Raw genomic sequence first — 18,379 nt, 5'->3', positions numbered from 1 at the left:
GGGCGTCAGTATCGCCGCCGGGTGCCCGGTCGTTCAACGGTCGGTCCGGACCGTTCCCGCGGGGACCCTTGCCCGCGCTCCGCCCGCGAGGGCCCCGGGAGCCGCGCGCGGACCGCCGTGCCCGCCCATGACGAAGGGCCGCACCCGGTGGGTACGGCCCGTTCGGAAGTCCGCGGGGCAGCGCGGAGTCAGGGTCTGTCCGGCGGATCATGCCGAGACACGGGCCCCGGCACGCCCTCCCGGGCTCTTCGGGCAGGGGGTGTCCCCTCGCCTCCCCGCTCACCCGGGCCGCAAGACGCCGTCCGGTCCCTCGGGCTCGATCCGGCTTGTTCCGGCTCGAGCCGCCGGGCAGGCTCTAGCGGACCTCGGTGATCTCCGGTCCGCGCTGGAGCTGGCCCATGCCGCCCGCGAAACGGGAGCCCTCCTCCTGCTGGACGTTCTCCGGGACCATCTGGGCGTCGTTCGGCAGCTTCAGGACGATCGGGTCGCGCGGTGCCATCGGACCCTCGCCGCGCACCACGACCGTGTCCCGGAAGATCTGCTCCAGCAGCCCGGCGGCCTGCGGCTGCACCGCGCCCTGGCCCGAGATCACCCCGCGCAGGAACCAGCGGGGGCCGTCCACACCGACGAACCGCACGACCTGGAAGCCGCCGGTGCCGTCCGGCAGCTGCACCGGGACCTGGGCCCGCAGCTCCCAGCCCAGCGGGCCCTCGACCTCGTCGATGATGCCGCCCTGCTGGGTGATGCCGGCCGCGATCTCCTCGCGCACCTCGCCCCAGATGCCCTCACGCTTGGGAGCGGCGAAGGCCTGCAGCTGGATGGCGCTGTCGCGCAGCACGACGGTGGCCGCGACGATCGCGTCACCCGCGACCTCGACCCGCAGTTCCATGCCGTCGACACCGGGCACGAACAGACCGCCCAGGTCGACCCGGCCCTCGCCGGGGTCACGGACCTCGGAGCTGTCCCAGGGTCCGTCGGGCCGCGGGGCCGGCTCGAGCCTCAGCCGCTCGCCCTCGCCGTCCGCCTCAGCGTCGACACCGTCGACGACCTGCTCGGCCTCGCCGGCCGCACCCTCGGCGGCATCCCTCTTCTTGCGACGTCCGAACACGTCACTGTCCTTCCCGGTCGGATACGACCGAAGCGTATCGATTCCCACCCGCTGTGCCGCTCACCGCGGCCTGACCGCTTGTGCCGCTCTCGCCCTCCAGCGAGGTGTGCCCGCCGGTGGACCCGAAGCCCCCCTCGGCCCGCGCCGAGCCGGGAAGCTCCGCCACCGGTACGAAGCGGACCCTCTCGACCTGCTGGACGACCAGTTGGGCAATCCGGTCGAAGCGCTCGAACCGCACCGTCTCGCGCGGGTCGAGATTCACCACGATCACCTTGATCTCCCCACGGTACCCGGCATCAACCGTCCCCGGGGCATTCACCAGGGCGACGCCGCAGCGGGCGGCGAGACCGGATCGCGGGTGCACGAAGGCCGCGTACCCCTCGGGCAGGGCCACAGACACCCCCGTGGGCAGCACGGCCCGCTCGCCGGGTGCCAGTTCGCACGCCTCGGTGGTCCGCAGATCGGCTCCCGCGTCGCCCGGGTGCTCGTACGCCGGAAGCGGTACGTCCGGGTCGACGCGCCGGAGCAGCACCTCGAGTTCGCCGCGGCGGGGCTCGCTCACGGGTTCACCTCGAAGGCGCGGGCGCGCCGGACCTGGTCGGGGTCGCTCATGGCGGCCTGGATCTCCTCCTCGCGGCCGTGGTCGATGAAGTGGTCGACCTTGACCTCGATGAACAGCGCGTCGGCACGGACCGCGACGGGTCCGTCCGGGCCGCCGACGCGTCCGGTGGCGCTGCAGTAGATCTTCCGCCCGGCCACCGCCGTGACCTCCGCCTCCAGGTACAGCGTCGTGCCGACCGGTACGGGACGGACGAAGTCGGTCTCCAGCCTGCCGGTCACCGCGATGACGCGCAGCAGCCAGTTCAGCGAGCCGAGCGTCTCGTCCAGGGCGGTGGCGAGCACACCGCCGTGCGCGAGGCCGGGGGCGCCCTGGTGGGCGGCCCGCACGGTGAACTCGGCGGTGATCGACACCCCTTCACCGGCACGGGCCTGGAGGTGCAGCCCGTGAACCTGCTCGTCACCACAGCCGAAGCACTGGCCGTAGTGGGCACCGAGGAGTTCGCCGGGTGCGGGGGCGTCCGGATGGCGCACCGGTTTCACGGCGTCGGCCGGGGGCTGAAGAGCTGCGGAAGTACCACTCACAGCCGCAGACCTTACCCGCCCGTCCGGCACCCGCCGCCCCGCCCGACAGCGCTTCGCGCCGGCCGCCCTGACTGCGGCCCCGCTCCGGCACCGTGCCAAGCTTGGATCCATGCAGCCCTCCGCCGCCCCGTACGAAGAACGCCTGACCGCCCCCCGTTCCTGGTGGCTGATCTCCTTCCTGGTGGGGGTCTCGATGGCGCTGATCCTGCTGCCGTTCGGCACGCTGCCGATGCTCGGCGGCCTGGCCGGCGGCACCGCCGTCGCGGCGGTCGTGGCCAGCGCCTACGGCTCGGTGCGCATCCGGGTCGTGGGCGGCAGTCTGATCGCGGGCGAGGCGAAGATCCCGGTGACGGCGCTGGGCGAGGCGGAGGTCCTGGACGCCGAGCAGGCCCGCGCCTGGCGCACCCACAAGGCCGACCCGCGCTCCTTCATGCTGCTGCGCGCCTACATCCCCGGGGCGCTGCGCGTGGAGGTCACGGACCCGGAGGACCCGACTCCCTACCTCTTCCTGTCGACCCGTGAGCCGGAGCGGCTGGCCGAGGCGCTGCGGGCGGCGAGGGCCGCCGCGTAGTCGCGCCGGGGGAACACACCGGGGGACGCGCGGGCGAGGCCCCGCCCGGGAGGCGCTTCACGGCGTCCCGCGTCCGTCGTCCTTCTCCGTCTCCGTCTCCGTCTTCCCGGGGTGCTTCCCGGGGTGGCCGCCGAGTTCCTTGAGGGCGTCCTCGGGAAGGTGGTCCATCTCCAGGGCGTCCGCGGGACGCTCCAGGTCAGGGAGCGCGGGCAGCGCGTCCCAGGGCACCTGGATTCTGCGCAGGTCCGCCCGGATGTGCTCGGCGAGCTTTCTGGTGTCCCTGCGGTTCATGGCCGCGCCGACGGCGGCCCCCACCAGGAACGGCATCAGGTTCGGCAGACTGCGGACCATGCGCTTCATGATCCGCTGGCGCAGTTCGCGCTTCATGCGGCTGTTCATCGCCGCGTTCACGGTCGAGGGCCTCGTCGCCTCGATCCCGCGCTCCTCCGACCAGGAGTTCAGGTACACGGTGCTGCGCTGGGCGAGGCTGCCGGCCGGTCGTACGCCGTAGACCTCGTGGAGTTCGGCGATCAGTTTCAGTTCGATCGCCGCGACGCCGGTGATCTCGGCGGCCAGCTCCGTCGGCATCGCGGGCGGCACGGGAAGCATCGCCGCCGCGCCGACCCCGGCCCCGACGGTCGCCGTGGCCTTCGCGGCTCCCGCCACGAGCTTGTCCGCGAGCTCCTCCGGACCGAGCCCGGGGAACTGCCTGCGCAGTGTCCGGAGGTCCCGTACGGGCACGCGCGGGGCGATCTCGATGATCCGGTCCGCGAGATACGCCAGTCCCGCACGCGCGCGGATGCCGCCCTTGCGGGCGCCTTCCCTGGCCTTCTCCCGGAACACCGCGGCCCGCCGACGGGCCACGGGGGTGGGGACCTCCACGGACACCGGGAGGTCACCCCGGTCGGCTGCCGGTTCGAGCGAGGCCGCCCCGGTGTCGGTTGAGCCCCGCTCGTCGTCACGCGCGTCGTGCTGCGGGCCGTCCTGCGGCCCTTTGTCCGCTCCCCTCACGAGAAAGCGGCGCTTCCGGGGAGGGGTCGAGCCAGTCACGGCCGACCCGTCCTCAGTCGCAGTCGCGGCAGATCGGCTGGCCGTTCTTCTCGCGGGCCAGCTGGCTGCGGTGATGCACCAGGAAGCAGCTCATGCAGGTGAACTCGTCCTGCTGCTTGGGCAGGACCCGGACGGCCAGCTCCTCGTTCGAGAGGTCCGCTCCGGGCAGTTCGAGGCCTTCGGCGGCCTCGAACTCGTCGACGTCCACGGCAGAAGCCGACTTGTCGTTCCGTCGGGCCTTCAGCTCTTCGAGGCTGTCCGAATCGACGTCGTCGTCGGTCTTGCGTGGAGTGTCGTAATCGGTTGCCATGTCGCTCTCCCCCTCTGGGTGTCTGCGGTGTCTCCAGCGCACGTAACGCGTGAGAGGCCGGACTTGTGCCCGACCCGAGGCGGAGATTTTGCCTCACATCAAGGTCTGTTACTCAATCGACACCCAACCGGACTCCTCATGAGTGATCGGCTTGGATGGCGAAGGGGACCGTACACGGTCCGAATGCCGCACTTCAAAGGCGTCTCACCGTGTACTTCCCGTGATCAGGGCCCCTGAAAACCGGGATTTTCCCGACCTTCCGGCAGGATGCATGATCACGCAGAGTAGACGGCCGGAAAATCGCCCCTGTGATCGATCACACACGAGAATGTCCGGGGGGCGGTCCGAAAATTCCGCGCAAAGCGAACATCCCCGTGTGTCGGCGGCATGATCTCAGACGGGCAGGGTGAACCGCATCACGAGTCCGCCCCCCTCGCGCGGCTGGGCCGAGATGTGCCCGCCGTGCGCCCGGGCCACCGACCGGACGATGGACAGCCCGAGTCCCACGCCCTTGTCGCTGCCCGTGCGCTCGGTGCGCAGCCGCCGGAACGGCTCGAAGAGGTTGTCGATCTCGTACGCCGGCACGACCGGTCCCGTGTTGGCCACCACCAGGACCGCCTGACCGTGCTGGACCTGGGTGGTGACCTCGACCCAGCCGCCCTCGGGCACGTTGTAGCGCACGGCGTTCTGCACCAGGTTCAGGGCGATCCGCTCCAGCAGCACGCCGTTGCCCTGGACGACCGCGGGCTCACGGGTGCCGCGGATCTCCACGCCCTTGGCCTCCGCCTCGGCGTGCGCCTGGTCGATGGCCTGGGAGGCCACCTCGGCGAGGTCCACGGTCTTGCGCTCGACGATCTGGTTGTCGCTGCGGGCGAGCAGCAGCAGGCCCTCGACGAGCTGTTCGCTGCGCTCGTTGGTGGCCAGCAGGGTCTTGCCGAGCTGCTGGAGCTCCACCGGCGCGTTCGGATCGGAGAGGTGCACCTCGAGGAGCGTGCGGTTGATCGCCAGCGGGGTGCGCAGCTCGTGCGAGGCGTTGCCGACGAAGCGCTGCTGGGCGGTGAACGCCCGCTGGAGCCGCTCCAGCATGTCGTCGAAGGTGTCGGCCAGCTCCTTCAGCTCGTCGTCCGGGCCGTCCAGCTCGATCCGGCGGGACAGGTCCGAGCCCGCCACCGCACGGGCGGTGCGGGTGATCCGGCCCAGCGGCGACAGGACCCGGCCGGCCATGGCGTAACCGAAGGCGAAGGCTATGACGGCGAGGCCGAGCAGGGCCAGCAGCGAGCGGCTGAGCAGGTTGTCCAGGGCGGCCTGGCGCTGGCGGTCGATGCAGTCGCTGATCGCGGCGTTGAACTCGGACAACGACAGATTGCCGTTGTCCACCACCGGACAGTCGCTGCTGGTGACCCTGAGATCGGTGAAGTCCACGATCTTGTACAGCGGCTGGCTGCCGGTGCGCAGGGTCTGGGCGGCCACCAGGTAGATGATCGACAGCAGCAGGATCCCGGCGATCAGGAACATGCCGCCGTACAGCAGCGTGAGGCGTATCCGGATGGTCGGACGCAGCCACGGGAAGGGCGGCTCCTGCTTCCTCGGGTCCCAGGTGGGCTTGGGGGGCGCGGTGGGGGGCGCGGGGGTGGCGGCCATCGTGCGTCAGATCCGGTAGCCGGAGCCGGGCACGGTCACGATGACCGGCGGCTCGCCCAGCTTGCGCCGCAGGGTCATCACGGTCACCCGCACCACGTTGGTGAACGGATCGGTGTTCTCGTCCCAGGCCTTCTCCAGCAACTGCTCCGCGGAGACGACCGCGCCCTCGCTGCGCATGAGCACCTCCAGGACGGCGAACTCCTTGGGCGCGAGCTGGACCTCCTTGCCGTCGCGGAAGACCTCGCGGCGGTTGGGGTCGAGCTTGATCCCGGCGCGCTCCAGGACGGGCGGCAGCGGCACGCTCGTACGCCGCCCGAGGGCACGCACCCGCGCGATGAGCTCGCTGAACGCGAAGGGCTTGGGCAGGTAGTCGTCGGCGCCGATCTCCAGGCCCTCGACGCGGTCACTGACGTCGCCGGAGGCCGTGAGCATCAGCACGCGCGTGGGCATGCCGAGCTCGACGATCTTGCGGCAGACGTCGTCACCGTGCACGAGCGGGAGGTCGCGGTCGAGGACGACCACGTCGTAGTCGTTGACGCCGATGCGCTCCAGGGCGGCCGCACCGTCGTACACGACGTCGACGGCCATGGCCTCCCGGCGCAGTCCGGTGGCCACCGCATCGGCGAGCAGTTGCTCGTCCTCGACGACGAGTACGCGCACGTCGCTTGTCCTTCCTCATGCCCTGCCGGGCGGCGCCGGTGGGCGCACGCGTGCAGGGGTGCTGATGGGTGTGTTGACCTCCATCCTGCCTTTTTCGGCCATAAGTCGGCTGTAAGGCGGGTGGGCGGCCGGTGCGGCCACGGTGGCGAGCGGGTGCGGGACCGTGGAACCTCCGGGGAAACGGAACGGGAATACGAGATTTTCTCGCGCGGTGAGGTTTCCGCGGAAGGCAGCTTGGGGAGGACGGGTCTTACATCCCGCGATCACGCTCTGCATGTACCGCACCACCATGCGGTGCGCATCAAACCGCTTCCGCAGAGCGGGCGTGGGTGTCCGGCACCGTCGCCCCCGGCCGTGCGGCGCCGGGCATCCGCTTCAGACGTGATCGTCCCTTCCGAACGGCACACCCCCGTGCCACCGACCCACCGACCCAGGACGAGGGGGCGCAGCATGGACGCATTCACCGCAGGACTTCTGCAGCGCATAAGGGCGACCGAGTCCGATCTGTCGCGGGCTCGTGACGAGGGCGACGACTTCCTCGTCGAGGTGGAAGAGGGCGAGCTCGACGACCTGCGCCGCCTCGCCGCCGAGCATGGTGTGGAGGTCGGCGCGACCGGCGTCTGATCAGCCCGTGGGAGCGGGCCCCGGCGATCCAGCGCCGGGGCCCGCTCTTTTCGTCCGTTCGCCCGCGGGGCGCCGGAACGGGTGGAGCCTGCGGCCCGGTCAGTCGTGCCAGGCGCCGAAGTCCTCCAGGAGCCGCTGGAGGGGCTCGAAGACGCCCGGGGTGGCCGCGACCGTGAGGTCCCACGACGGGCGCTCTCCGGGGCGTCCGCCGGTCAGCGCGCCCGCCTCGCGGGCGATCAGGTCACCGGCGGCGAGGTCCCAGGGGTGCAGTCCGCGCTCGTAGTAGCCGTCCAGGCGGCCCGCGGCGACGTCGCACAGGTCCACCGCGGCCGAGCCGCCGCGCCGGATGTCCCGCAGGAGGGGGATCAGCCGCTGCGCCACGCCGGCCTGGTGGGTGCGGACCTCGGCGACGTAGTTGAAGCCGGTCGAGACCAGGGCCTGGTCCAGGGGCGGTGCCGGGCGGCAGGCGAGCCTGCGCTCGCCGTCCCAGGCGCCCGTGGCCCAGGCGCCGCCGCCGCGCACCGCGTGGTACGTCTCCCCCCGCATCGGGGCGGCGACGGCTCCGACCACCGTCTCGCCGTCCTGCTCGGCGGCGATGGAGACGGCCCAGGTGGGCAGGCCGTACAGGTAGTTGACCGTGCCGTCGAGCGGGTCGATCACCCAGCGGATGCCGCTGGTGCCCTCGGTGGAGGCGCCCTCCTCGCCGAGGAAGCCGTCCTCCGGGCGGCGCTCGGCGATCAGCGTGGTGATCAGCTTCTCGGCCGCGATGTCCATCTCGGTGACGACGTCGATCGGGCTGGACTTGGTGGCGGCCACCGCCAGGTCGGCCGGGCGGCCGTTCCGCAGCAGCTCGCCCGCGCGGTGTGCCGCTTCACGGGCCAGCCGGAGCAGTTCCGCGTGCAGGGGGTCGGTCACGGGGCTCCTCATGCGTAGGGGCTGTCGGCGCCCGCGGCGGCGGGGCGCGGGGTGCGGGCCGGGCAGCAGCCGACCGGGCACAGGTTGTGGCTCGCGCCGAGGGCGCCCAGGGCGCACGGCGTGACGTCCTGCCCGCGCTCGACTGCGGCGCGCTCCACGATCAGCTCACGGATCGCGGCGGCGAACCGCGGGTCGGCGCCGACGGTCGCCGAGCGGCGCACCGGCAGGCCCAGTTCCTCGGCCTTGGCCTTGGCCTCCGTGTCGAGGTCGTAGAGGACCTCCATGTGGTCGGAGACGAAGCCGATGGGGGCCATCACCACGGCCGGGACCCCGGCGGCGTGCCGCTCCTCGAGGTGGTCGCAGATGTCGGGCTCCAGCCAGGGGGTGTGCGGGGCGCCCGAACGGGACTGGTAGACGAGCTGCCAGGGGTGGTCGACACCGGTGCGCTCCCGGACGGCGTCGGCGATCAGCCGGGCCACGTCCAGGTGCTGCCTGACGTAGGCGCCGCCGTCACCGTGCTCCTCGACGGGGCCGGAGGTGTCCGCTGCGGAGGTGGGGATCGAGTGGGTGGTGAAGGCGATGTGCGCGCCGTCCCGGACGTCCTCGGGAAGGTCGGCGAGCGCGCGGACGACCCCGTCGATCATGGGCTCCACGAAGCCGGGATGGTTGAAGTAGTGCCGCAGCTTGTCGATCACCGGCAGTTCCAGGCCCTCCGCCTGGAGGGCCGCGAGCGCGTCGGCGAGGTTCTCGCGGTACTGGCGGCAGCCGGAGTACGAGGCGTAGGCGCTGGTGGCCAGGACGAGGATGCGGCGGCGGCCGCCCCGGACCATCTCGCGCAGGGTGTCGGTGAGGTACGGCGCCCAGTTGCGGTTGCCCCAGTGGACCGGCAGGTCGAGACCGTGCTCGGCGAAGTCCTTGCGCAGCGCGTCCAGCAGGGCACGGTTCTGGTCGTTGATGGGGCTGACCCCGCCGAACAGGAAGTAGTGCTGCCCGACTTCCTTCAGGCGTTCCTTGGGGATGCCGCGTCCGCGTGTGACGTTCTCCAGGAACGGGACCACGTCGTCCGGGCCCTCCGGGCCGCCGAAGGAGAGCAGGAGCAGGGCATCGTAGGGGGTGGCATCGAGCACGTCTGGCATGTCTCGATCCTGCCACCCGGCACCGACAGCCGGGACGGGGCGGGGGTGCCGCCGGCCGCGACATGGCGTTCCCCGGTGCATTAGGGTGACCTAATAAGTAAGCTGTATTGACTGCGGTCACACCTTACTGAGACCTTCGGAGATCCCGTGCCCAGCCCTTATCGCGCCCTGTTCGCCGCTCCCGGCAGCAAGGCCTTCTCCGCCGCGGGGTTCCTCGGCCGGATGCCGCTGTCCATGATGGGCATCGGCGTGGTGACCATGATCTCCCAGCTCACGGGGCGTTACGGCCTGGCCGGTGCGCTGTCGGCCACCATCGCGCTGGCCGCCGCCGTGGCCGGCCCGCAGGTCTCCCGCCTGGTGGACCAGTACGGGCAGCGGCGGGTGCTGCGCCCGGCGACGCTGATCTCGCTCACCGCGGCGGCGGGGCTGCTGTTCACCGCGCACTACGACGGGCCGGACTGGGCCCTGTTCGTCTGCTGTGCCGGCATCGGCTGCGTACCGAGCGTCGGCGCGATGATCCGGGCCCGCTGGGCCGCCCTGTACCGGGGCACCCCGCGCCTGCACACCGCGTACTCCTTCGAGTCCGTGGTGGACGAGATCTGCTTCATCTTCGGGCCGATCATCTCCATCGGACTGTCCACGGCCTGGTTCCCGGAGGCCGGTCCGCTGCTCGCGGCGTGCTTCCTGGCGGTCGGTGTCTTCTGGCTGACCGCGCAGCGCGCCACCGAACCCGAGCCCCATCCGCGCGAGCACAAGGGCGGCGGCACCGCGCTGCGCTCCGCGGGCCTGCAGGTCCTGGTCGCGACGTTCGTGGCGACGGGGGCGATCTTCGGCGCCGTCGACGTGGTCACCGTGGCCTTCGCGGAGGAGGAGGGACACAAGGCCGCCGCCAGCGTGGTGCTCGCCGTGTACGCGCTGGGCTCCTGCGCGGCGGGCGCCGTGTTCGGGCTGCTGCGCTTCGCGGGGGCGGCGGAACGTCGTTGGCTGCTGGGCGTGTGCGCGATGGCCGTGAGTATGATCCCCCTCCTACTGGTCGGAAACCTGCCGTTTCTGGCCGTGGCGCTGTTCGTTGCGGGTCTGTCCATCGCTCCCACGATGATCACGACGATGTCCCTCATCGAAGAGCACGTACCACGCGCGCAGCTCACCGAGGGCATGACCTGGGTGAGCACCGGGCTCGCGGTCGGCGTCGCACTCGGCTCCTCCGTGGCCGGCTGGGTGATCGACGCGGCCGGGGCGCGGGCGGGGTACGGGGTTCCGGCGGTGTCCGGGGCCGTCGCGGTCGCGGTCGGTTTCCTCGGGTACCGCCGGCTCAAGCGGCCGGCTCCGGGTCGGGGAGGCTCCGTTGGGCAGCACAGCGAGCGCGAAGAACGGCACGTGGCGTAACTGGGGAGGCAACGTCTCCGCCCGTCCCGCGCGGGAGGTCGCGCCCGCCTCGGTCGACGAACTGGCCGCCGCCGTACGCCGGGCCGCCGAGGACGGCCTGCCGGTGAAGCCGGTGGGCACCGGGCACTCCTTCACCTCCATAGCCGCCACCGACGGCGTGTTGATACGCCCTCATCTCTTGACGGGCATACGTGACATCGACCGCGCGGCCGGCACCGTCACGGTCGAGGCCGGCACTCCGCTCAAGAGGCTCAACGTGGCCCTGGCGCGCGAGGGCCTGTCGCTGACCAACATGGGCGACATCATGGAGCAGACGGTCTCCGGGGCCATCAGCACCGGCACCCACGGCACGGGCCGCGACTCCGCCTCCATCGCCGCCCAGGTCCGGGGCCTGGAGCTGGTCACCGCCGACGGTTCGGTGCTCACCTGCTCCGAGAAGGAGAACCCGGAGGTCTTCGCCGCCGCCCGCACCGGCCTCGGCGCCCTCGGCGTCGTCACCGCGATCACCTTCGCGGTGGAGCCGGTCTTCCTGCTCACGGCCCGCGAGGAGCCGATGCCCTTCGACCGGGTCTGCGCCGAGTTCGACCAGCTGCACGCCGAGAACGAGCACTTCGAGTTCTACTGGTTCCCGCACACCGGCAACACCAACACCAAGCGCAACAACCGCAGCGCGGGGCCGGAACGGCCGGTGCCGCAGCTCAGGGGATGGTTCGAGGACGAGTTCCTCTCCAACGGCGTCTTCCAGGTGGCCAACTGGGTCGGCCGCGCGGTGCCCGCGACCGTCCCGGCCATCGCGCGGATCTCCAGCAGGGCGCTGTCCGCGCGGACCTACACCGACATCCCCTACAAGGTGTTCACGTCTCCGCGCCGGGTGCGTTTCGTGGAGATGGAGTACGCCGTGCCGCGCGAGGCCCTGGTGGAGACGCTGCGCGAGCTGAAGGCGATGGTCGACCGCTCGCCCCTGCGGGTCAGCTTTCCCGTCGAGGTGCGCACCGCCCCGGCCGACGACATCACCCTGTCCACGGCGTCCGGGCGCGACAGCGCGTACATCGCCGTCCACATGTTCAGAGGGACCCCCTACCGGGGGTACTTCACCGCGGCCGAGCGCATCTTCACCGCGCACGAGGGGCGCCCCCATTGGGGGAAGATCCACACGCGGGACGCCGAGTACTTCTCCCGGGTGTATCCGCGCTTCGCCGAGTTCACGGCGCTCCGGGAGCGGCTGGACCCGGAACGCCGGTTCGGGAACGACCACTTGCGGAGGGTTCTGGGGGCCTAGCCCGGGCGAAAGGTGTTCCTCCCGTTTCCGGCGCGTGCGTGAAGTTCCCCACGTTCAAGATCGAGGAAGCCGGGTAACTCCGGCCGAGGCGCGCTTCTTGACGGAAGCCGGTCGGCGCGCCCATCCACGCCCGTGGCCCGAATGGAGTACTGTTGCGAGCCCTGGGTCCGGTCTCCCGTCAGGGCGCCCGGGTCCCTGGAGGACCGCCGGGAGGGGGCTAGTTGCACAGGGTGACGCAGTTGGTCACTTAGCGTTGCGAATAGGTAACCGTGCCATAACGGCGATCCAGGGCCCGCGCCCGACACGCCGGGCAACTCGGCAAGGTTGTGGCAGGCTGCACCCGGGCAGGCCACACTCGACTAGCGGAAGCAGCGACGCACGTGACGTCGGCAGGCACCACCCGGGAGGTCCCCATGCCCGAACTGCGTGTCGTGGCCGTCTCGAATGACGGCACACGGCTGGTGCTGAAGGCTGCGGACAGCACGGAGTACACGCTTCCGATCGACGAACGGCTCCGCGCCGCCGTGCGCGGCGACCGTCCCCGCCTCGGCCAGATCGAGATCGAGGTGGAGAGCCATCTCCGCCCCCGCGACATCCAGGCGCGCATACGAGCCGGCGCGACCGCGGAAGAGGTCGCGCAGATGGCCGGCATCCCCGTGGACCGCGTGCGCCGCTTCGAGGGCCCCGTCCTCGCCGAGCGCGCCTTCATGGCCGAGCGCGCCCGCAAGACCCCGGTCCGCCGGCCCGGCGAGAACTCCGGTCCCCCGCTGGGCGAGGCGGTCCAGGAGCGGCTGCTGCTGCGCGGCGCCGAGAAGGACACCGTCCAGTGGGACTCCTGGCGCCGCGACGACGGCACCTGGGAGGTGCTGCTGGTCTACCGGGTGGCGGGTGAACCGCACTCGGCGAGCTGGACGTACGACCCGCCCCGGCGGCTCGTCCAGGCCGTCGACGACGAGGCGCGCTCGCTGATCGGCGAGTCCGACGACCTCGCCGCACCCGAGCCCAGCTTCCCGTTCGTCCCGCGCATCGCGCGGCTGCCGCGCGACCGCCCGCTGGACCGTTCCGGCGACCGCGAGCGGCCGACCCTGCCCGCGCAGGCGTCCGAGCCCGCCGAGGAGTCCACGGCGGCCACCGCCTCGGGCGAACGGGACTCGCTGACCAGCCTGCTGGAGGCGGTGCCGAGCTTCCGGGGCGACCTGGTCGTCCCCGAGCGGACGCCCGAGTCCGCCACCGAGGAGCCCGACCCCGAACCCGAGGCGGAGGAGCCGCCGGCTCCCGCGGCCTCGGCCGGTTCCGCCTACGCGGACGTGCTCATGCCCCGTTCGGTCGGCAGTCACCGGGACCGTCTCATCGGTGCCACCGACCGCCAGGCCGAGGCGGACGGTGTCCGGCCGGGCCGCCGCGCGGCGGTGCCGAGCTGGGACGAGATCGTGTTCGGGACGCGGCGCAAGAAGCAGGAGTAGAGGGCGTGGCGGGGGCGCTCACCGTGCGGTGAGCGCCCCTTTCCTGCCTCCGGTCACTGCGGGTCCGGTCCCACCGCGACCGGGCGCTCCGGGTCCGACGACCACTCGGACCAGGAACCGACGTACAGCGCCGCCGGGATGCCCGCGACCGCCAGCGCCAGCACCTCGTGGGCCCCGGAGACACCGGAGCCGCAGTACACGCCGACCGGTGAACCCTCGGACACGCCCAGTTCCCCGAAGCGCGCGCGCAGTTCCCCGGCGGGCAGGAAACGGCCGTCCGGGCCGACGTTCTCCGTCGTGGGCGCCGAGATCGCGCCGGGGATGTGCCCGCCGACCCGGTCGATCGGCTCCACCTCGCCGCGGTACCGCTCCCCCGCGCGCGCGTCCAGCAGCACCCCGGAGCGCGCCAGCGCCGCCGCGCCGTCGGCGTCGAGCAGCCCGGTCGCCGACGGCACCGGCACGAAGTCGCCCTCGGCCGGTGCCGGCTCCGACGTCTCCAACGGACCCTCCCAGGACGGCAGTCCGCCGTCGAGGACCCGCACGTCCGGGTGCCCCGTCCAGCGCAGCAGCCACCACGCGCGGGCGGCCCCCCAGCCCATGCCCCCGTCGTACACGACCACCGGCGTTCCGGACGACACGCCCGCCCGTCGCATCGCGGCGCCGAACTCCGCGAGGTCGGGCAGCGGGTGGCGTCCGTGCGCGCCCGGTGCGGACGCCAGTTCCCTGTCCAGGTCGACGAAGACGGCGCCGGGAAGGTGCCCCGCCTCGTATGCGGCCCGTCCGTCGAACGACGGCTCACCGGCCGTCTTGGCCGTGCTGAGCTGCCAGCGGACGTCGAGCAGGACCGGAGGGTTCCCGGCCGTCAGTTCACGCGCGAGTTCGGATGCGGAGATGGTGGCGTTCATGGCCCCCATCCTCGCGCACGGGGTGGCCGAGTCGTCCGGGTACGGCTACTCTGCTCCGCCGGGCAGCTCCGGTCACGAGGCGTACGGGATCGGGCACATGCTGTACAACCGATCGGCACCCGTCGGCCAGCGCGCCGAAGAGGACGAAGACCCGCGCATCAGGCATCCTCCGGGAACAGGGCCCGTCGCGCGGACACGTGCACGGAGCACGCGGACCGCGGCCGGTGTCCGGACCGGCACGGAGACGATCCGCGGAGCGGACGCGACACGTCCCCCGCCGGGGTCGAGAAGAGCACGGCCGCCGCGAGGGCGGCCGAGAAGAGAGTGACGATGACCGACGCACGGAGGTCCGCCCACCCGGACGACGGGGCGCCGCACGCGCCCGGCACACCCTGCTGGGTGAGCCTGATGGTGCGCTCGCCGGACGCGACCGAGGAGTTCTACGGAGCGCTGTTCGGCTGGGAGTTCCGGCCCGGCCCCCAGCAGCTCGGCCCCTATGTGCGCGCCCTGCTCGACGGACGCGAGGTGGCCGGCATCGGCCTGCTGCCGCCGGACCGTCATCTGCCGATCGCGTGGACGCCCTACTTCGCCTCGGCCGACGTGGACCGGACGGCCGAGGCCGTGCGCTCGTGCGGCGGCACGATCGGGGTGGGTCCGCTGGACGTCGCCGACGCCGGGCGGCTGGCGATCGGTTCCGACCCCTCCGGCGCCGTCTTCGGCGTCTGGCAGGTGCCCGCGCACCTCGGCACCGCCGTCACCGGCGTACCCGGCACCCCCGCCTGGAACGAGTTGACGACCTTCGAGTCGGCGAGCGTGGCCAAGTTCTACGAGACGGTGTTCGGTTACGACGAGGAGCCGGTGGTCTGCGCGGACTTCGACTACGTCACCCTGCACCTGGACGGCCGCCCCGTGGCCGGTGTCCACGGGGCGGGCGGCGCCGTGCCGCGGGACCGGGGGCCGCACTGGACGACGTACTTCACCGTGACCGACACGGACGACGCGGTGGACCACGTCCTGCACCTGGGCGGCCAGGTCCTCGACCCGGCCCGCGACTCCGACCGCGGCCGCGTCGCCACGGTGGCGGACCCGGAGGGGGCGCGGTTCCGCCTGCTGCAGAGTCCGCGCTGACGCACGGGCTTTCCGGGGCCGCAGGACGACCGGCCCCGTCGGCGTCCCTCTGAAGCCACAGGCGTCGGAAGAGAACGAACGCGGGTGCTCCTCGAAGTCGGCGTGAAGCCACTCGCGCTTCGCGGCACGGGCTTCCTCCGCCGCCCTTGCGACAAGCGCGGCGCCGACTCCTCTCGCCCGGCAGTGCCGGGCGACCACGGCGTCCAGGAGGAAGGCATGCGCTCCGCCGTCCCGGACGAGGCCGACGAAGCCGGTCGGGGAGCCGTCCTCCCGCGCGCGGACCCGGCCGAGGCCGTGGCGCTCGCGTCGTGCTCGCCGGTCGGTCCGGCTCGGCGTCCGGAGCGGCCCGTTCGCTCGCGCTCGGGTCGTAGCCGTTCCATTCCCGCAGGGCGGCGCGCTTGCTCGACGCGGGCCACGCGTTGCTCGGGCGTCAGCAGGGTCTCGGCGAGGTGGGACGGGCAACCCCGTGGAACATGCGGGCCTCCTCGTTCGGCCTCCGAGGGTACGGATACGTACCGGTCCAGCCCGCGTCGAGCGATCCGGATGCCCTCGCCGCTGAGACGAGGTGGGGCGCGTCTCGGAGGCTCGACCCGGTGGAGCGGCAGGGGGCGGCCGGGACGACGACGGAGCCGGGCGGTGACCGGAGGACGGGGCGGGGTGTCGTCGTCGCGTTCGGGCAGACCATGAAGACGCTGCGGGTGCGGGAGGGGCTGGAACGCGAGGAGTCCGGGAGGCGACGCGGGTACTCGGCGTCCGCGTTCGCCTCGTTCGAGCAGGGGCGGAGGATCCCGTCGGGCGGTACGGCCGTTGTGCACGTCCGTGATTCCCAGCCCGTCGCCGGGCCCGTCGTCACGGTCCCGCGTGAGGCGTGGACGGGGTTCGTCGGGCCGGCCTCGTCGGAGACGCGCGTCCGGGAATAGCCGTGGGCTCACCTCGGGTTGCCAGGGGCATGACGACGAATGCGCCGCGGCCCGAGGTGCTGCGCTACACCGCCTTCTCCAGCACCCCCGACGGCGGGAACCCCGCCGGTGTCGTGCTGGACGCCACCGCCCTGGACGACGGCGACATGCTGGCCGTCGCCGCCGACCTCGGATATTCGGAGTCCGCGTTCCTGACCGCGCCCCCGGAGGGCCTCGGCGGCCAGGAGGGGCGGGCGTACCGCATCCGTTACTTCAGCCCCAAGGCCGAGGTGCCGTTCTGCGGGCACGCCACCGTCGCGGCCGCCGTCGCGCTCGCCGAGCGGATCGGCCCCGGGGAACTGGTGTTCGCGACGCGCGCCGGCACCGTTCCGGTGGAGGTGACCGAGGAGGGCGGGACGGTCAGGGCCACGCTCACCAGCGTCGAGCCGCACGTCGAGGAGATCGACGGTGCCGACCTCGCGGAGGCGCTCGCCGCGCTCGACTGGCCTGCCGCCGACCTCGATCCGGCCTTCCCGCCCCGTATCGCGTTCGCCGGCGCCCGCCATCTCGTTCTCGCGGCGGCGACGCGCGCCCGCCTCGCGGATCTCGCGTACGACTTCGCGCGTCTCGAAGCCCTGATGCACCGCTTGGACCTGACCACGGTCCAGTTGGTGTGGCGGGAGTCGGCCACCGTCTTCCACGTCCGTGACCCGTTCCCCGTCGGCGGCGTCGTCGAGGATCCGGCGACCGGCGCCGCGGCCGCCGCGTTCGGTGCGTACGCCCGTGAACTCGGCCTCGTCCCCGAGGACGCCGTGCTCACCCTGCACCAGGGCGAGGACCTGGGCCGCCCCGGCGAGCTCACGGTGACACTGCGCGCGGGTGACCCGCGCGTCCGTGTCGGCGGCGCAGGAGCTCGCATCGGCTGAAGCGCCGATAACGCGCCGCAGGCGGCCTTCGAGCCGGCAGGAATCGTCCGGGAAGGTCGAAGCGGCCGGCCGCACCGTCGTCCGGGCGCGACTCACCGACCGGCCCGGTGCGGTGGCCGGCCGCCCGGGACGGCCGGCCACCGAACAGCCGGGCGGTGCCCCGGGGATGGGGGCGGGCGTGTCGACGGCGTTGCCGTCGGCACGGCTCGGGCGGCGGGGCCGGGCTCCGGGCCGGCGTCGTCGAAGGGCGGATGGGTCCGGCCGCCCATGCGCTCGGCCGCGTCGATGTAGTCGGCGAGAGCGTCGCGGGACCGGGCGAGCCTGTCCAGCTGATCGTCCAGTCGCTGCAGCCGTGACCGCATCGCGGCGGCGCGTTCCTGAAGGCCGGGCATCCCACGACCGTATGGAACCGTACGGCCTCCAAGGCCGGCCAACTGGTGCCCGAAGGCGCACGGTTGGCGCCGACGGTCGGCGACGCGCTCGCGGCGGGTCCCCTGACGATCATCTGCGTCACCGACTACCGAGCCGTGTACGAGCTGCTCGACGCGAGCGACGCCGAACTCGACGGCCGGACGCCGATCAACCTGACCTCGGGCGACTCGGCCCAGGCCAGGGAGGCCGCCCGATGGGCCGAGCAGCGCGGCGCCCGTTACCTGGACGGCGCCGTCATGGCCGTTCCGCCGGCCATCGGGACCGCCGAGGCGGTGATTCTGCACAGCGGCCCGCAGACGGACTTCGAGGCGCACAGGCCGACGCTCGAGGCGCTCGGCACCGTCACCCACCTCGGCGCGGACCACGGCCTGGCGTCCCTGTACGGCGTGGCCGACCTGGCCATGATGTGGAGCGTCCTGAACGCCTGGCTCCAGGGCACCGCTCTGCTCAGGACGGCCGGCGTCGACGCCGTGACGTACGCGCCGTTCGCGCGGCAGATCGCGGCCGGGGTGGCCGAGTGGCTGCCCGGGTACGCCCAGCAGATCGACAACGGTTCCTTCCCGGCCGAGGTGTCGGCCCTGGAGACCGACGTACGGGCCATGGAGCACCTGATCGAGGAGAGCGAGGCGGTGGGTGTCAACCCCGAACTGCCGAAGTTGATCGAGGAGTTCGGCAGACCCGGCGGCGACTGACCGGGCCGGCCGTCAGGTGGTGACGCGTACCGTCTCCACCCAGTGCGGGGGCTGCGGTGCGTCGGGGCCGATCAGGGCCGCGATGAGACGGCAGGACGGAATCTCGTCGGG

The 18,379-nt window shown here is 72.6% G+C and carries 19 protein-coding genes and 1 pseudogene; 9 read left to right on the top strand and 11 right to left on the bottom strand.

Annotated features, from left to right (window positions below):
* Positions 1-355: 355 nt before the first annotated feature.
* The 3 genes from RIM90_RS17545 to RIM90_RS17535 are packed head-to-tail and all read right to left on the bottom strand — an operon-like array spanning position 356 to position 2,251.
* The gene (locus tag RIM90_RS17545; RefSeq protein WP_309061652.1) at positions 356-1,108 is read right to left on the bottom strand and encodes a DUF3710 domain-containing protein; all 753 of its coding nucleotides are present in this window, start codon (positions 1,106-1,108) and stop codon (positions 356-358) included.
* 1 nt (position 1,109) lies between these two features.
* Complete coding sequence (gene dut, locus RIM90_RS17540; protein WP_309061651.1) at positions 1,110-1,670, bottom strand: dUTP diphosphatase; 561 nt, start codon at positions 1,668-1,670, stop codon at positions 1,110-1,112.
* Positions 1,667-2,251: a PaaI family thioesterase gene (locus tag RIM90_RS17535; RefSeq protein WP_309061650.1), complete on the bottom strand. Its 585-nt coding sequence runs from the start codon at positions 2,249-2,251 to the stop codon at positions 1,667-1,669. Before RIM90_RS17535 ends, dut begins: the two co-directional genes overlap by 4 nt.
* Before the next feature lie 109 nt (positions 2,252-2,360).
* Here RIM90_RS17535 and RIM90_RS17530 point away from each other — a divergent pair, with 109 nt between their 5' ends.
* Positions 2,361-2,822, top strand: a complete 462-nt coding sequence (locus tag RIM90_RS17530; protein ID WP_309061649.1) for a DUF3093 domain-containing protein — start codon at positions 2,361-2,363, stop codon at positions 2,820-2,822.
* Positions 2,823-2,879: 57 nt separating this feature from the next.
* On the opposite strand, the gene RIM90_RS17525 is transcribed toward RIM90_RS17530, so the two are convergent.
* The 4 genes from RIM90_RS17525 to RIM90_RS17510 all read right to left on the bottom strand — a co-directional run bounded on the left by RIM90_RS17525 (position 2,880) and on the right by RIM90_RS17510 (position 6,483).
* Positions 2,880-3,872: a hypothetical protein gene (locus tag RIM90_RS17525; RefSeq protein ID WP_309061648.1), complete on the bottom strand. Its 993-nt coding sequence runs from the start codon at positions 3,870-3,872 to the stop codon at positions 2,880-2,882.
* A 13-nt stretch (positions 3,873-3,885) separates the two neighbouring features.
* Positions 3,886-4,182, bottom strand: a complete 297-nt coding sequence (locus tag RIM90_RS17520; protein ID WP_003993510.1) for a DUF4193 domain-containing protein — start codon at positions 4,180-4,182, stop codon at positions 3,886-3,888.
* Positions 4,183-4,575: 393 nt separating this feature from the next.
* Positions 4,576-5,823 carry a HAMP domain-containing sensor histidine kinase gene (locus RIM90_RS17515; protein WP_309061647.1) on the bottom strand — a complete coding sequence of 416 codons (1,248 nt, stop codon included), beginning with the start codon at positions 5,821-5,823 and terminating at the stop codon, positions 4,576-4,578.
* 6 nt (positions 5,824-5,829) lie between these two features.
* Complete coding sequence (locus RIM90_RS17510) at positions 5,830-6,483, bottom strand: response regulator transcription factor (protein ID WP_003993508.1); 654 nt, start codon at positions 6,481-6,483, stop codon at positions 5,830-5,832.
* A 450-nt stretch (positions 6,484-6,933) separates the two neighbouring features.
* On the opposite strand from RIM90_RS17510, the gene RIM90_RS17505 reads away from it, so the two are divergent.
* Positions 6,934-7,107 (top strand): hypothetical protein, encoded by a 174-nt coding sequence (locus tag RIM90_RS17505; protein ID WP_309061646.1) that lies wholly within the window; start codon positions 6,934-6,936, stop codon positions 7,105-7,107.
* A 99-nt stretch (positions 7,108-7,206) separates the two neighbouring features.
* Here the strand turns inward: RIM90_RS17505 and RIM90_RS17500 are convergent, their stop codons facing one another.
* Complete coding sequence (locus RIM90_RS17500; protein WP_309061645.1) at positions 7,207-8,022, bottom strand: inositol monophosphatase family protein; 816 nt, start codon at positions 8,020-8,022, stop codon at positions 7,207-7,209.
* Positions 8,023-8,030: 8 nt separating this feature from the next.
* Complete coding sequence (locus RIM90_RS17495; RefSeq protein ID WP_309061644.1) at positions 8,031-9,158, bottom strand: ferrochelatase; 1,128 nt, start codon at positions 9,156-9,158, stop codon at positions 8,031-8,033.
* 147 nt (positions 9,159-9,305) lie between these two features.
* Here RIM90_RS17495 and RIM90_RS17490 point away from each other — a divergent pair, with 147 nt between their 5' ends.
* The 3 genes from RIM90_RS17490 to sepH all read left to right on the top strand — a co-directional run bounded on the left by RIM90_RS17490 (position 9,306) and on the right by sepH (position 13,286).
* Positions 9,306-10,544, top strand: a complete 1,239-nt coding sequence (locus RIM90_RS17490; protein ID WP_309061643.1) for an MFS transporter — start codon at positions 9,306-9,308, stop codon at positions 10,542-10,544.
* On the top strand, positions 10,504-11,823 hold the full coding sequence (locus RIM90_RS17485; protein ID WP_309061642.1) for a D-arabinono-1,4-lactone oxidase: 1,320 nt from the start codon (positions 10,504-10,506) through the stop codon (positions 11,821-11,823). Before RIM90_RS17490 ends, RIM90_RS17485 begins: the two co-directional genes overlap by 41 nt.
* 413 nt (positions 11,824-12,236) lie before the next feature.
* Positions 12,237-13,286, top strand: a complete 1,050-nt coding sequence (gene sepH / locus RIM90_RS17480) for a septation protein SepH (RefSeq protein ID WP_309061641.1) — start codon at positions 12,237-12,239, stop codon at positions 13,284-13,286.
* Between the two features lie 53 nt (positions 13,287-13,339).
* On the opposite strand, the gene RIM90_RS17475 is transcribed toward sepH, so the two are convergent.
* Entirely contained in the window at positions 13,340-14,191 is an 852-nt protein-coding gene (locus RIM90_RS17475; protein ID WP_309061640.1) for a sulfurtransferase, read from the bottom strand.
* A 330-nt stretch (positions 14,192-14,521) separates the two neighbouring features.
* Between RIM90_RS17475 and RIM90_RS17470 the strand changes: the two genes are divergently transcribed.
* The gene (locus RIM90_RS17470; protein WP_309061639.1) at positions 14,522-15,319 is read left to right on the top strand and encodes a VOC family protein; all 798 of its coding nucleotides are present in this window, start codon (positions 14,522-14,524) and stop codon (positions 15,317-15,319) included.
* 117 nt (positions 15,320-15,436) lie between these two features.
* On the opposite strand, the pseudogene RIM90_RS17465 reads toward RIM90_RS17470, so the two are convergent.
* A pseudogene (locus RIM90_RS17465) lies at positions 15,437-15,781 on the bottom strand (GNAT family N-acetyltransferase); the annotation flags it as partial.
* Positions 15,782-15,792: 11 nt separating this feature from the next.
* On the opposite strand from RIM90_RS17465, the gene RIM90_RS31575 reads away from it, so the two are divergent.
* From RIM90_RS31575 to RIM90_RS17445, 3 genes are all read left to right on the top strand, one after another.
* Positions 15,793-16,239: a helix-turn-helix domain-containing protein gene (locus RIM90_RS31575; protein WP_375165468.1), complete on the top strand. Its 447-nt coding sequence runs from the start codon at positions 15,793-15,795 to the stop codon at positions 16,237-16,239.
* Between the two features lie 29 nt (positions 16,240-16,268).
* Positions 16,269-17,144 (top strand): PhzF family phenazine biosynthesis isomerase, encoded by an 876-nt coding sequence (locus RIM90_RS17450; protein WP_309061638.1) that lies wholly within the window; start codon positions 16,269-16,271, stop codon positions 17,142-17,144.
* Positions 17,145-17,521: 377 nt separating this feature from the next.
* The gene (locus RIM90_RS17445; protein ID WP_309061661.1) at positions 17,522-18,268 is read left to right on the top strand and encodes an NAD(P)-binding domain-containing protein; all 747 of its coding nucleotides are present in this window, start codon (positions 17,522-17,524) and stop codon (positions 18,266-18,268) included.
* Positions 18,269-18,379: the final 111 nt, after the last annotated feature.

Origin of the sequence: Streptomyces sp. (assembly GCF_031181555.1) — a bacterium.
Classification (GTDB): Bacteria; Actinomycetota; Actinomycetes; order Streptomycetales; family Streptomycetaceae; genus Streptomyces; species Streptomyces fimbriatus.
Note: the sequence above shows the minus strand (reverse complement) of the source record. Positions and strands in the feature narration are given on the sequence as shown.